The 12877-nt window shown below is 71.7% G+C and carries 10 protein-coding genes; 2 read left to right on the forward strand and 8 right to left on the reverse strand.

What is annotated here, in order from left to right; translation table 11 throughout:
- Positions 1–17: 17 nt before the first annotated feature.
- The 6 genes from ACFYO9_RS21160 to ACFYO9_RS21185 form a co-directional block, all read right to left on the reverse strand.
- Positions 18–1820 (reverse strand): ABC transporter ATP-binding protein, encoded by a 1803-nt coding sequence (locus ACFYO9_RS21160; protein ID WP_358777114.1) that lies wholly within the window; start codon positions 1818–1820, stop codon positions 18–20.
- Positions 1821–1866: 46 nt separating this feature from the next.
- Entirely contained in the window at positions 1867–2916 is a 1050-nt protein-coding gene (locus ACFYO9_RS21165; protein WP_355804384.1) for an iron-siderophore ABC transporter substrate-binding protein, read from the reverse strand.
- Positions 2917–3027: 111 nt separating this feature from the next.
- A complete protein-coding gene (locus ACFYO9_RS21170; protein ID WP_358777113.1) occupies positions 3028–3879 on the reverse strand; it encodes an ABC transporter ATP-binding protein in 852 nt (283 codons plus the stop codon).
- 58 nt (positions 3880–3937) lie between these two features.
- Positions 3938–4999: an iron ABC transporter permease gene (locus tag ACFYO9_RS21175; protein ID WP_355806213.1), complete on the reverse strand. Its 1062-nt coding sequence runs from the start codon at positions 4997–4999 to the stop codon at positions 3938–3940.
- 71 nt (positions 5000–5070) lie between these two features.
- Entirely contained in the window at positions 5071–6129 is a 1059-nt protein-coding gene (locus ACFYO9_RS21180) for an iron ABC transporter permease (RefSeq protein WP_358777112.1), read from the reverse strand.
- Between the two features lie 65 nt (positions 6130–6194).
- Positions 6195–7550: a lysine N(6)-hydroxylase/L-ornithine N(5)-oxygenase family protein gene (locus tag ACFYO9_RS21185; protein WP_358777111.1), complete on the reverse strand. Its 1356-nt coding sequence runs from the start codon at positions 7548–7550 to the stop codon at positions 6195–6197.
- Between the two features lie 250 nt (positions 7551–7800).
- Between ACFYO9_RS21185 and ACFYO9_RS21190 the strand changes: the two genes are divergently transcribed.
- Positions 7801–8748, forward strand: a complete 948-nt coding sequence (locus ACFYO9_RS21190; protein WP_358777110.1) for a methionyl-tRNA formyltransferase — start codon at positions 7801–7803, stop codon at positions 8746–8748.
- A gap of 25 nt (positions 8749–8773) precedes the next feature.
- On the opposite strand, the gene ACFYO9_RS21195 is transcribed toward ACFYO9_RS21190, so the two are convergent.
- Positions 8774–10933: a RecQ family ATP-dependent DNA helicase gene (locus tag ACFYO9_RS21195; RefSeq protein ID WP_358777109.1), complete on the reverse strand. Its 2160-nt coding sequence runs from the start codon at positions 10931–10933 to the stop codon at positions 8774–8776.
- 439 nt (positions 10934–11372) lie between these two features.
- Between ACFYO9_RS21195 and ACFYO9_RS21200 the strand changes: the two genes are divergently transcribed.
- The gene (locus tag ACFYO9_RS21200) at positions 11373–12011 is read left to right on the forward strand and encodes a hypothetical protein (protein ID WP_355804372.1); all 639 of its coding nucleotides are present in this window, start codon (positions 11373–11375) and stop codon (positions 12009–12011) included.
- A gap of 150 nt (positions 12012–12161) precedes the next feature.
- Here the strand turns inward: ACFYO9_RS21200 and ACFYO9_RS21205 are convergent, their stop codons facing one another.
- Entirely contained in the window at positions 12162–12803 is a 642-nt protein-coding gene (locus tag ACFYO9_RS21205) for a hypothetical protein (RefSeq protein ID WP_358712996.1), read from the reverse strand.
- Positions 12804–12877: the final 74 nt, after the last annotated feature.

Consider the following 12877-nt stretch of genomic DNA (forward strand, 5'->3'; position numbering starts at 1 on the left):
ACCTAAATAAGGGTTGCCTAACTACCCTCTCGCCAGGCCCGCCACAGACGCGCGTACCGGCCGCCCAGAGCCACCAACTCGTCGTGGGTGCCCTGCTCCACCACCCGCCCCGCGTCAAGCACGGCGATCCGGTCCGCCGCCATCGCCTGCGTCAGCCGGTGCGCCACGAACAGCGTGGTCCGGCCCGCGCACGCGGCCAGCACCGCACGCTCCAGCTCCGCGGCGCCCTCACTGCCCGCCTCGGCGGTCGACTCGTCGAGCACGACCACCGGGGTGCGGCCCAACACAAGGCGGGCCAGGGCGATATGGGCGACTTTGGTGACGTCGAGGCGCTCGCCGCCCTCGCCGACCGGGGTGTCCAGCCCCTCGGGCAGCGCGTCGACCCAGTCGGCGGCGCCGACCGTGCGCAACGCGTCCATCAGTTCGGCGTCGGTCGCCGTCGGCGCGGCGAGCCTCAGGTCCTCGGCGAGCGGACCGGAGAACACGTGCGTCTCCTGCGTCAGAATGCTCACCAGGGCCCGCGCCCCCGCCTCGTCCAGCTCACCGAGGTCCTGCGCACCGACCCGCACCGACCCGCTCTGCGGCGTACCGATGCCCGCGATCAGCGCGGCCAGCGTGGACTTGCCCGCGCCCGTCGCGCCCACCAGGGCCAGCGAACCGCCCGCCGGAATCGTCAGGTCGACGTCCCGCAGCACCGGTTCGTCGGTGCCGGGATAGCTGAACGTAAGGCCTCGTACCGTCACCGGGTGGGGCCCGGCGCCGGCCGCCTCGACCGAGGCGTCACCCACGAGCCGCTCCTGCCCGGACTCCCCGAGCACCCCGACGAGACGGGTCAGGCTCGCGCCCGACTTCTGCGCCTCGTCGAAGGTGAACATGATGGCGCCGAGCGGTGTGAACAGCCGGTGGAACATCAGCGGGGCCGCCGACACCTCGCCCAGGGTGGCGGCGTCCGCCTCCAGCAGGGCGTATCCCACGACGAGGATCAGGACGAGCCCGATGAACTCGGCGCGGTTCTCCCGGCCGACGAACCGGCCGAAGAAGCGGAACACCTCGATCCCGAGGTTGCGCACCCGCCAGGACTCCTGGGTGACCTTGTCGCGGACCCCGTCCTCCAGGCGGTACGCCCGCACGGTGTCGATCCCGTCCAGACCGCTGATCAGCGCCTGCGCACGGTCGGCCTGGGCCACCCGTTGCTTGCGGTAGAGCGGGGCGGACCGCGGCAGGTACCAGCGCAGGGCCAGCGCGTACGCGGGCAGCGCGCCGGCGCCCGCGAGGCCGAGCCGCCAGTCGAGACCGAACATGCCGACGGTCGCTATGAAGACCAGCACCCCGGCGGAGAACACCGTGGGGATGGCCGTGCGGATGCCCTTGGACAGCACGGCCACGTCGTCACCGACCCGGGAGAGCACGTCTCCCCTGCCGACCTGCTCTATCCGCGCGCTCGGCATCCCGAGCACCGCGCGGACGGCGCCCTCGCGCAGCCGGGCGAGCAGATCCGCGCCAAGGCGGCCGATCAGATAGGTCGACAGGGCGGTGGCCACCGCGCCGAGCAGCGCGGCGGCCCCCATCAGCACGCCGATCGTGGTGAGGACCGAGCGCGACTCGCCCCCGGCCACCCCGTCGACCACCCGGCCGAGCAGGAGGACCGGGAGTACTTGGAGCGCGGCCCCCGCCACCGTGCTGAGCACGGTGGCGGCCGACAGCCAGGGCACTTCGCGGCAGTGGACCGAGACCCACCGGGTGGCCTCGCGTCCGGTCGCCGTGCGCAGGGTCGCCGGGGCGGCGGGGGTCTCGGTGGTCGATGTCTCGATGGTGCTCACACGCTGGCCAAGTCGGGGTGGGGGCGGGAGGGGTCGAACGGCATCGCTAGGAGACCGACTTGACGAGCTCGTCGATCGCGTACGGCAGGGAGAGCGCGGTGCCCTGGGACATCGCAGCGCCGACGGCGGGGCCCTCGCTGTCCAGGAGGTAGGACACGTGGCCCTTCTTCACGGCCTTCAGGTTCTTGAACAGCTCGAACTTCTTCAACGCCGCCGTGTCCGCCTTGTCGTTGATGACGACGACGCGGTCGACGTCGACCAGGTCCGTGCGCTCGGGCGAGAGTTCGGTGGAGAACTTGCCGCCCGCGATCTCGTCGATCTTGGTCTGGTACGAGAAGCCCATGCCCGTCAGGAGCCGGCCGCGCACGTCCTTGGAGGTGAACGGGTTGATGGAGTCCTTGTACCAGGAGAGCGCGACGGCCTTCTGGTCCGCGAACTTCGGGTGCGCCTTCTTGGCCGCGGCGAGCTTGTCCTCGATGCCGCTGACGAGCTTCTTGCCCTCGTCCTCCTTGCCCAGCGCCTTGGCGATGTGCACCGTGTTGTCCTGCCACGGGGCGCTGAAGAGCTCCTTCTCGCCCTTGGTGCGGCCCACGGTCGGGGCGATCTTGGAGAGCTTGTCGTAGCCGGCCTTGTCGATCTCCGAGTACACGGCGATGATCAGGTCGGGCCGCAGGGCGGCGATCTTCTCGTAGTTGGGGCCGGAGTCGCCGTTCTTCATGACGACCTCGGGCTTGGTGTCGCCCCACTTGTCCTTGACCCAGGGCCACTGGGTGTTGATGTCGGGGGACTTGCCCGAGGGGTTCGGGTACTGGTCGACCATGCCGACCGGCTTGGTGCCGAGCGCCAGGGCGGCCTGGTCGTCGGTGTAGCCGACGGTGACGACCCGCTGGGGCGCCTTGGTGATCTTGGTGGATCCGAACGCGTGCTCCACGGTGACCGGGAACGTGCCGCCGCCGGCGGCCGCCGGGGTGTCGCTCGCCTTGTCCTCCGAGTCGGAACCGCATCCGGCGAGGAGGCCGACGCCGAGCGTCGTGGCGGCGAGCACCGCGGCCAGCCGCCGCCAAGGCTTCGTGAGCGTCGTTCGATGGAGGAGCATCCGGATTCCCTTGCTTTCGCGCTGACCGCTGCGCCCTGATGCAGAGCGAGCCAAACCTTAACCCGTACAGGTGAGGTTAGCCTAGCCTTACCGGTGCTTTCCTTCGCGGGGTCAGTCGAGTTGCACGTGCGTACGGCCGATCGGCACGATCAACGGCCGGTCGCTCGCCGGGTCGTCGACCACCCGGGCGCGCAGTCCGAAGGCCTCGTACAGCAGATCCGCCGTGATCACCTCGCGCGGGTGGCCCTGCGCGAGGATCGAACCCGCCTTCATCACCACGAGGTTGTCGCTGTAGCGGGTGGCCAGGTTGAGGTCGTGCAGGACCATCACCACGGTGTTGCCCGACTCGTGCAGGTCGTCCACCAGGTCGAGCACGTCGATGGCGTGCGCGAGGTCGAGGTAGGTGGTCGGCTCGTCGAGGAGGAGCAGATCGGTGCCCTGGGCCAGGGTCATGGAGATCCAGACCCGCTGCCGCTGCCCGCCGGAGAGCGAGTCGACGGGGCGGTCGGCCAGGTCGGACACCCCGGTCATGGCCAGGGCGTGCGCCACGACGTCGGCGTCGTCCGACGACCACTGCCGCAGCCAGCTCTGGTGCGGGTGGCGGCCACGGGCGACCAGGTCGGCCACGGTGAGCCCCTCGGGGGCGACCGGCGCCTGCGGCAGCAGGCCCATCTTCTTCGCCACGTCCCGGGTCTTGAGCTTGTCGATGTCCTCGCCGTCCAGGACGACCGAGCCCTTCGCCGGCTTGAGCAGCCGGGTCAGGGTGCGCAACAGGGTCGACTTCCCGCAGCCGTTGGGGCCGATGATCGTGGTGATCACCCCGGGCGGAATGGCCACGTCGAGGTCGTCGATGACCGTACGGCTGCCGTAGCCGACGGAGATGCCCCGGGCCGCGAGGCGTGCCGCGTCCCCGACCCCGGACCCGGCGTCGGACTCGATCTCGGTGATGAACTGCGTGGCCACAAGCCCCCCTAATATTAGGTTTGCCTCACCTTTGTACCAGCTATCGGTGCCGCACCGGCTATTTGAGGTTCGCCCGGACCAACAGATAGACGAGGAAGGGGCCGCCGATCGCGGCGGTGACCACGCCGACCGGAAGGCTGACCGGCAGGCCTGCGCGCGCGGTGAGGTCCGCGCCGATCAGCAGCAGCGCGCCCACCAGCCCCGAGGCCACCATCGGCGGCGTCGGACGGCGCGCGAGCCGCATCGCCACCTGCGGCGCCACCAGGGCGACGAACGGAACGGGTCCCGCCGCGCTCACCGCCACGGCGGCAAGGAGCACCGCGCACAGCAGCAGGACCGCCCGCACCCGGGAGTGGCGCACGCCGAGCCCCGCCGCGACGTCGTCACCCAGGTGCAGCGGCTTGAACTGGAAGGACGCGGCGGCCACCACGACGAGCAGGGCGAGCGAGCACCAGAGCGCCACCCGGACCTCGTCCCAGGACCGGTTGTCCAGCGAACCGACCAGCCACGCCTGGGCCCTGGCCACGTCCCTGATGTCGGCGGAGACGAGCAGCCACGTCGTGACCGCCTCCATCACGGCGCTCACCGAGATGCCGATGAGGATGAGGCGGAACCCGTCGACCCCGCGCCGCCAGGCCAGGAAGTACACGAGCAGTCCGGTGGCGAGACCGCCGCCGAGCGCCGCCGCCGACAGGCCCACGGAGTCGACGGCCGCCGCCGCGGCGCCGCCCGACACCGTGACGGAGAACACCGCGACCGCGCCTGCGCCGCCGGTGATGCCCAGGATGTCGGGGCTGGCCAGCGGGTTGCGCGCGACCGACTGCGTGATGGCCCCGGAAACGCCGAGGGCGACGCCGACGACGAGCCCGGCCAGGGCCCGCGGCATCCGCAGGTCCATGATGACGAACTCGTCGACCTGCTCGCCCCGTCCGACGATCGTCGCCAGCACGCGCGACAGGTCGATGGGGAAGTCACCGACGCTGATCGAGAGGCAGAACACCAGGAAGGTGGCGGCCGCGAGGAGCAGCGTGACGAGCACGAGCCAGGGCCGCCACACGAACGACATCCGGCCGAGCCGTACGCCCGACGCCACCGGGGCCCGCACGTCCGTCCCGCTCATCGGCTCCCGCATTCCGTCCGTGCGCTCGTCCGTCCCGGTCATGCGCTTGTCCCGCTCATGGGCTGTCCCGCTCATGCGTTCTTGAACTTTCCTCGCCACACCATGACCGCGAAGAAGGGCGCCCCGAGCAGGGCCACGACCACCCCCGCCTCCAACTCGCCCGGCCGCACGACCAGTCGGCCCACGATGTCGCAGACCAGCAGGACGACGGCGCCGAGCAGCCCCGCGTACGGGACGAGCCAGCGGTAGTCCGGGCCGGTCAGATGACGGGCGACATGGGCGACCATCAGGCCGAGGAAGGCGATGGGTCCGCAGGCCGCCGTGGCCGCGCCGGCGAGCAGGGTGATCGCGAGGATGCCGATGGTGCGGCTCAGCGCGATGTTCACGCCGAGCCCGCGCGCCACGTCCTCGCCGAGGTTGAGCAGGTTGAGCGAGGGCAGCCGGCTCAGCGCGAGGACGAGACCGACGCCGATGAAGAGCGTCACCGGCCAGATGACGTCGAAGCCGACGCCCGCGACCGAGCCGGCGTTCCAGAACCGCAGGGCGTTCAGCGACTTCTGGTCGGAGAGCGCGACCGCCGTGGTCATCGCGGCGAGGAACACGGTGATCCCCTGCCCGGCGAGCGCGAGCGTCAGCGGATTGCCGGCCCCGCGGCCGATGCTGGCGAGGCCGAACACGACGACCCCGGAGACCGCGGCGCCGAGGAACGCGAACCAGACGTACTGGAACGGGTTGGAGAGCCCGAACACGGCGATCACCGACACCACGGCGAACGAGGCGCCGGCGTTCACCCCCAGCAGACCGGTGTCCGCGATCGGATTGCGCGTGTACCCCTGGATCAGGGCGCCGCCGACGCCCAGGGCGATGCCCGCCACGATCGCGAGCACCGTCCGGGGCAGCCGCACGGTCTGCACGATGAGCCGGATCTCGGTGAGCCGCTGGTCCGACTCCGGCGCCGCGAACAGCCCGTGCCAGACCTCGGTGGGGCTCAGCGAGCGCGCGCCGACGGCCAGCGAGAGCGCGGCCGCGATCACCAGGGCGGCGGCGAGCACCGCGAGCCCCACGAGCCGCTTCCGGCGGGCGTCCGTCGCCCCTCTCGCCAGGGGGCGCTCCACTGCAGTCGTGCTCATTCGACGTACGTTATCCCTTTGATCGGACCGGGACGCACGGCCGGTGGGCCGACGCGGGACCGCGGCTACCGTGCGGCGCTGCCGGTCTCGTCGGCCACCGGGCGGGCTCCGTCGGGGGCGAACTCCGCGGTGCGGGCGCGCAGCGAGTCGAGGATCTCGCCGACCCGTATCGCGATGTTGGACAGCAGCGACGACGTGATGCCGTGCGTGTGCTCCGTACCGCCCTGCAGGTAGATGCCGCAGCGCAGTTCGGGGTCGGTCGCGATGCGGTAGTCGCGCTCGACGCGGACGCGGCCCTCGTCGTCGCGCAGGCAGTGGTCGGCGACCTCGCCGAGGATGCCGACCGGGTCGGCGGGGCTGTAGCCGGTGGCGAAGACCACGACGTCGGCGTCGAGGGAGGTCTCCTCCCCCGTGACGAGGGAGGTGATGGTGGCGCGGGCGCCGTCGTCCGTCTCCTTGACGCCGGTGAGCCGCGAGACGTTGATGAAGCGCAGCCGCTCGGTGCCGAGCACCTTCTCGCGGTACATCTCCCGGTACAGGTCGTCGATCAGGTCGATGTCCACCACGGAGTAGTTGGTGTTGCCGTGGTAGTCCATCAGCCGCCGCTTGACGCCCTCGGGAGCGGCGTAGTACTCGTCGACCGCGTCGGGGTCGAAGATCCGGTTGGCGAAGCTGCTGTCGTCGGCGGGGCTGTAGCCGTAGCGGGAGAAGACCGCGCAGACCTCGGCGTCGGGGAAGCGGCGGTGCAGGTACGCGACGTTCTCCGCGGCGCTCTGTCCGGCGCCCACGACGACGAAGCGGGAGGGGGCGGTGCCCTCCAGGGTGTCGACCTTCGTCAGCAGGTCGGAGTTGTGCCAGACGTGCTCGCCGCGCTCCACGCCCTCCGGCATGAGGGGGCGCAGGCCGGTGCCGACGACGAGGTTGCGCGCGCGGTGGACCGCGAGGCCCTCGGCCGAACGGACCGTCACGTCGAGGTACTCCACGACGCCGTCGCGGTGGTGCGGCGTGACGCCGACGACCTCGTGGCCGTAGGAGACCTGGTCGTCGACCTTGGCCGCGGCCCACTCCAGGTAGTCGTGGAACTCCACGCGCAGCGGGAAGAGGTTCTTGTGGTTGATGAAGTCGGTCAGGCGCCCCTTGCTCTTCAGATAGCAGAGGAAGCTGAACTCACTGGTGGGGTTCCGCTGGGTCACCAGGTCCTTGAGGAAGGACACCTGCATGGTCGCGTCGTCGATCAGCATGCCGCGGTGCCAGCCGAAGCGCGGCTGCTGCTCGAAGAAGTGGGCGGTGACCGTCTCCTCCCTGCCGACGCCTGCGTTGTGCTCGCTGAGCGCGATCGCCATGGCCACATTGGACGGGCCGAAGCCGATGCCAATGAGGTCGTGGACCAGTGGTGCGTCGCCAGGAAGAACCTGTGACATGTCACTCCCATCGTGCGGGGAAGCCGCCTGTCAGGCGTGGGGAAGGTACAGATGGTGGGCACGTCGACACAGCAGCACGTCGACACAGCAACCCACCGGAACTTAGGTGAGCCTAAGCTAATCCGACGGAGCTGTCGACCCGCCGGAGGGCAGCCGCCTTCCAACTCGGGTATAAAGTCAACGCGTTGCCTAATAAGGTAAGGCTTGCTTTACTTGTCGTCGGCTATTCCCTGCTCTGAGGAGGAACCCCATGCGGGTCGTCATGTTCGGTTACCAGACCTGGGGGCACCGCACCCTGCAAGCCCTCCTGGACTCCGAACACGACGTGGTGATGGTCGTGACCCACCCCAAGAGCGAGCACGCGTACGAGAAGATCTGGAGCGACTCCGTCGCGGACCTCGCCGAGGAGCACGGCGTACCCGTGGTGATCCGCAACCGCCCCGACGACGAGGAGCTGTTCGAGCGCCTCAAGGAGGCCGACGCGGACATCATCGTCGCCAACAACTGGCGTACGTGGATTCCGCCGCGCATCTTCAACCTGCCGCGGCACGGCACGCTGAACGTGCACGACTCGCTGCTGCCGAAGTACGCCGGCTTCTCCCCCATCATCTGGGCCCTGATCAACGGCGAGCCCGAAGTGGGCGTCACCGCGCACATGATGGACGACGAGCTCGACGCCGGTGACATCGTCCGCCAGGAGTCGGTCGCCGTCGGCCCGAAGGACACCGCCACCGATCTCTTCCACAAGACCGTCGACCTCATCGCCCCCGTCACCATCGGCGCGCTCGACCTCATCGCCGCCGGCAAGACGGAGTTCACCAAGCAGGACCGCTCGCAGGCGACCTTCTTCCACAAGCGCTCCGTCGAGGACATCCGCGTCGACTGGACCTGGCCGGCCGCGGACCTGGAGCGCCTCGTCCGCGCGCAGTCCGCGCCGTACCCGAGCGCCTTCTGCTTCCACAAGGGCAAGCGGCTTGAGATCGTCTCGGCCGTGGTCTCCGAGGGCCGGTACGGCGGCACGCCGGGCCGCGTCTTCTACCGCGAGGGCGAGGGCGTGGTGATCGTCGCCGGCGCCGACGCGCGCACCGGCCGCAACCACGGCCTGGCCATCACGCGTGTCCGCACCGAGGACGGCCAGGAACTGCCCGCCGCCGAGTACTTCACCTCCATGGGCGGCTACCTGACCAGCCGCCCCTGACGCACCCCCGTCCCCGCCCCGTGGATCAGCCCGCCGCGGCGAGGACCAGGGGCAGCACCTGCTCGGCGCCCGCCCGCCGCACCAGGCGGGCGGCGACCGCCAGCGTCCACCCGGAGTCGGTGAGGTCGTCCACGAGCAGGACGGGGCCGGGCGTCGCGGCCAACGCCTCGGCCAGCTCGTCCGGGACCACGAACGCGTCGGACAACGCCCGCAGTCGCTGGGCGGAGTTGCTGCGGCGGGCCGCGTGCGCGCCGTCCGGGCCGGTGTACGCCAGGGTGCCGAGGAGGGGGAGGCGGCCGATGGTCGCGATCCCCTCGGCGAGCGAGCCGACGAGCTGCGGGCGCGTCTGCGAGGGCACGGCGACGACGCCCACCGGGCGGGGCGAGGCGTCCGGGACGCCGGGCGCCCAACCGCCGGGCGAGCGCGCCCAGTCGGCGATGACCGCCACCGCGGCCCGCAGCACATCGTCGGGGACCGGGCCGTCCGGCGCGCTCTCCGCGAGGAGCGGGCGCAGCCGGTTGCCCCAGCCGATGTCCGAGAGCCGCCCGAGCGCGCGGCCGGTGGAGCACTGCTCCCTGGCCGGAATGCGCCCCTTGAGGTCCACGCCCAGCGCGGCCATACCGGTCGGCCACATGCGGCGCGGCTCGATCTCCACGCCGGGGCGGTCCAGTTCCTTCGTCGCTCCGGTGAGCGCCTCCGTGGAGACGGACGCGTCGGTCCAGGGGCCCGCGCAGTTGTCGCAGCGGCCGCAGGGAACCGCCCCCTCGTCGTCCAGCTGCCGGCGCAGGAACTCCATCCGGCACCGGTCCGTGCTCACGTAGTCCCGCATGGCCTGCTGTTCGGTCCGCCGCTGCCCGGCCACCCACGCGTACCGCTCCGCGTCGTACACCCAGGGCTCGCCGGTGGAGATCCAGCCGCCCTTGACCCGCTTGACCGCTCCGTCCACGTCGAGCACCTTCAGCATGGTCTCGAGGCGGGTGCGCCGGAGCTCGACCTGGGCCTCCAGCGCCGGCACGGACAGCGGCCGCCCGGCGCCGGCGAGCGCCGACAGGGTCTGGCGGACCTGCTCCTCGGGCGGGAAGGCGGTGTCGGCGAAGTAGCGCCAGATGGCCTCGTCCTCCTTGCCCGGCAGCAGCAGCACATCGGCGTGCTCCACCCCGCGGCCCGCACGGCCCACCTGCTGGTAGTACGCGATCGGCGAGGACGGCGAGCCGAGGTGGACGACGAAGCCCAGGTCCGGCTTGTCGAAGCCCATGCCGAGCGCGGAGGTGGCGACCAGCGCCTTGACCCGGTTCTCCTGGAGGTCGATCTCGGCCTGCAGCCGGTCGGCGTTCTCCGTGCGGCCCGTGTAGGACGCCACCGTGAAACCGCGCTGGCGCAGGAAGGCGGTGGCCTCCTCGGCCGCGGCGACGGTCAGGGCGTAGATGATGCCGGAACCCTGCAGCTCGTCCAGGTGCTCGGCGAGCCAGGCCAGCCGGTGCGCGGCGTCCGGCAGCTCGACGACGCCGAGGCGCAGGCTCTCCCGGTCCAGCGGGCCGCGCAGCACCAGCGCCTCGCCCGCGCCGGTGCCCAGCTGCTCGGCCACGTCGGCGGTCACGCGCGCGTTGGCCGTCGCGGTGGTGGCGAGCACCGGCACGCCGGCCGGCAGCTCGGTGAGCATCGACCGCAGCCGCCGGTAGTCCGGCCGGAAGTCATGCCCCCAGTCGGAGATGCAGTGCGCCTCGTCCACGACGAGGAGGCCGGTCGTGGCCGCGAGCTTGGGCAGCACCTGGTCGCGGAAGTCCACCGAGTTGAGCCGCTCCGGGCTGACGAGCAGGACGTCGGTCTCGCCGCGCTCGACCTCTCCGTAGATCGCCTCCCACTCCTCCGGGTTGGCCGAGTTGATGGTGCGCGCCTGGATGCCGGCGCGGGCGGCCGACTCGACCTGGTTGCGCATCAGCGCGAGGAGCGGCGAGATGATCACCGTGGGCCCCGCGCCGCGCCGCCTCAGCAGGGCCGTGGCCACGAAGTACACGGCCGACTTGCCCCAGCCGGTGCGCTGCACCACCAGGGCGCGGCGCCGCTCCTCCACCAGGGCCCCGACCGCCTGCCACTGGTCCTCGCGGAGCCGGGCCGAACCGCCCGGATCGCCGACGAGCTCGGCGAGGATGGCGTCGGCTTCGGTGCGGAGCTCCAGGTTGTCCATGCCCCCATGCAACCCGATGCCACTGACAATCGCCGAATCCACGGCGGGTCTGCGGCGGGTCTGCGCCGGGTCCGGGCGGCAGGAGGGGAAGGGGTGCGTCGGAGGGGGACGCGCTGGGCAGGAATAGGCAGTACGTGATCGGACCCCGCGTGGCGCCGAACGCTGGGCCCGTACGCGGTCAGGTACCGGATCCGTAGGCAGTCAGGTACCGGACCCGTACGCGGTCAGCCGCCGCGACCTCGCGTTCTGTTCGTGATCCCCGCGTCCTGTCCGTGATCCACGCGCTTGATCCATCGCCCTCCGCTCATTGCCGCGAGCGACCGGGGCGGGAACAATTGGAACCGCTCCCGTGCGGCTCCTGCGACCGGCAGGGGTCCGCCGTGGCGCGCTCCCGCAGTCCGACCCCGCCCGTCTGGGGCGCGTAGCCGAAGGGAGGACCGTGACCTTCGGATTCGCCTCGTCCGGTGCGGCATCGGTGCCGGAGTCCCCGGGTTCGGCCGAGCTGTCCGCCGACTCCGACCACCGCCTGGGCCGGATGCTGGAGCCCGCCGAGTGGTCGGCCGCGGGAATTCCCTTGCTGCGCAACCCCCGTGAGGTCGTGGCCGGTCTGCACACCCGCCACCGGCCGACCCCGTCGACGGCCGTCGTGGCCGTGCTCGACCCGGACGAACGGCTGCGGGCCAGCGCCTCGTTCCGCCGCCAGACCACTCCGACCGACGGCTGGGTCTTCCGTAACGCGCTGCTCGCCCAGTTGCGCCGGATCATCCCGCACGACCTGCGCCGCCGCACCCCGGTGCGTACCGCCGTCCTGCTCTACTGCCGTGACGGGGACGCCCGTTGGACCCACGAGGACGGCGCCTGGATGTGGGGCCTGCGGGACGCCTGCACCCTGCACGGGCTGCGGTGCGGCGCGTACATCACGCTGACGCGCGACGGGTGGCAGGTGCTCGGCGAGGGGCGGGGCGGTCGTCGGCCGAGCGCCGGTTCACGGCCCGAGGCCTTCGCCGGGACGGATCCGCCTGCACCACGTACCGGAGGCGCCGCCTCCGACGTCCTGCGCCGCGCGGCGGCACGCTGAGGATCCCGCCTGCGTACCCGGTCCCGCATACCTGGTCCCGCATACGGAGACGCGCGTACGAATGCGTACGCGCGAACTCCGTGCCCTGATGCCGACCGCCGTACGAAAACGCACGAGAACGCACGAGGACGTACGTCCACTGCCTCGGTGTCAGACGCCCGCGCCGAGCGTCGAGTTGATGCGCTGCGGGTCACCGCAGACGATCAACAGGGTGCTCGCGCGGGTGAGCGCCGTCGGCAGCGCCGCGACCGCGGTCTCTTCGCTGCCGCCGTTGACGGCGACGACGACCACGGGCCGGGCGGCGGCACGGGACAGCGCGGCGGCGTCGGCGTAGAAGACGTCGTCGCCCGCGTCGTGCTGCGCCCAGTAGGCGCTCTCGCCGAACGACAGCTCGTGCGTGGCCCACGGGTGGGGGTCGCCGGTGGTGATCACCAGGACCTCACCCGGGGCACGCCCGGCGTCGAGCAGCAGGTCGACGGCTTCCTCGGCCGCGTCCAGCGCGCCCTCGGCCGAGGCCGGGACGAGCTGGATCTGCGGAGCCGAGGCCACGGCGGGACCGGGGGCGGCAGGGGCAGCCGGGGCGGACGGCCCGGGCTTGGCGGCCGTGTCGCGCGGGGTTCGCTGCGCGGGCGGCATCGGCCGGGCAGGACCCGGACGGCCGGGACGCGGCGGAGCCGCGGGACGCGGACCGGGTACGGGGCGGGGGGTCGGCGCGACGCGGCCGCTGGCCTGCGTGGCGCGGGGACCCTGGGCACTCTCGTGAATCTGAGGCTCCTCGGGAATGAGAGGCATGAAGTGTTGTCTATCAAACGCCGATGCGAATCGCGTCGGCGGGTGGCACATGAGTGCGACCGGACGTGCCGGAA

Origin of the sequence: Streptomyces sp. NPDC005863, from assembly GCF_042871345.1 — a bacterium.
GTDB lineage: Bacteria > Actinomycetota > Actinomycetes > Streptomycetales > Streptomycetaceae > Streptomyces.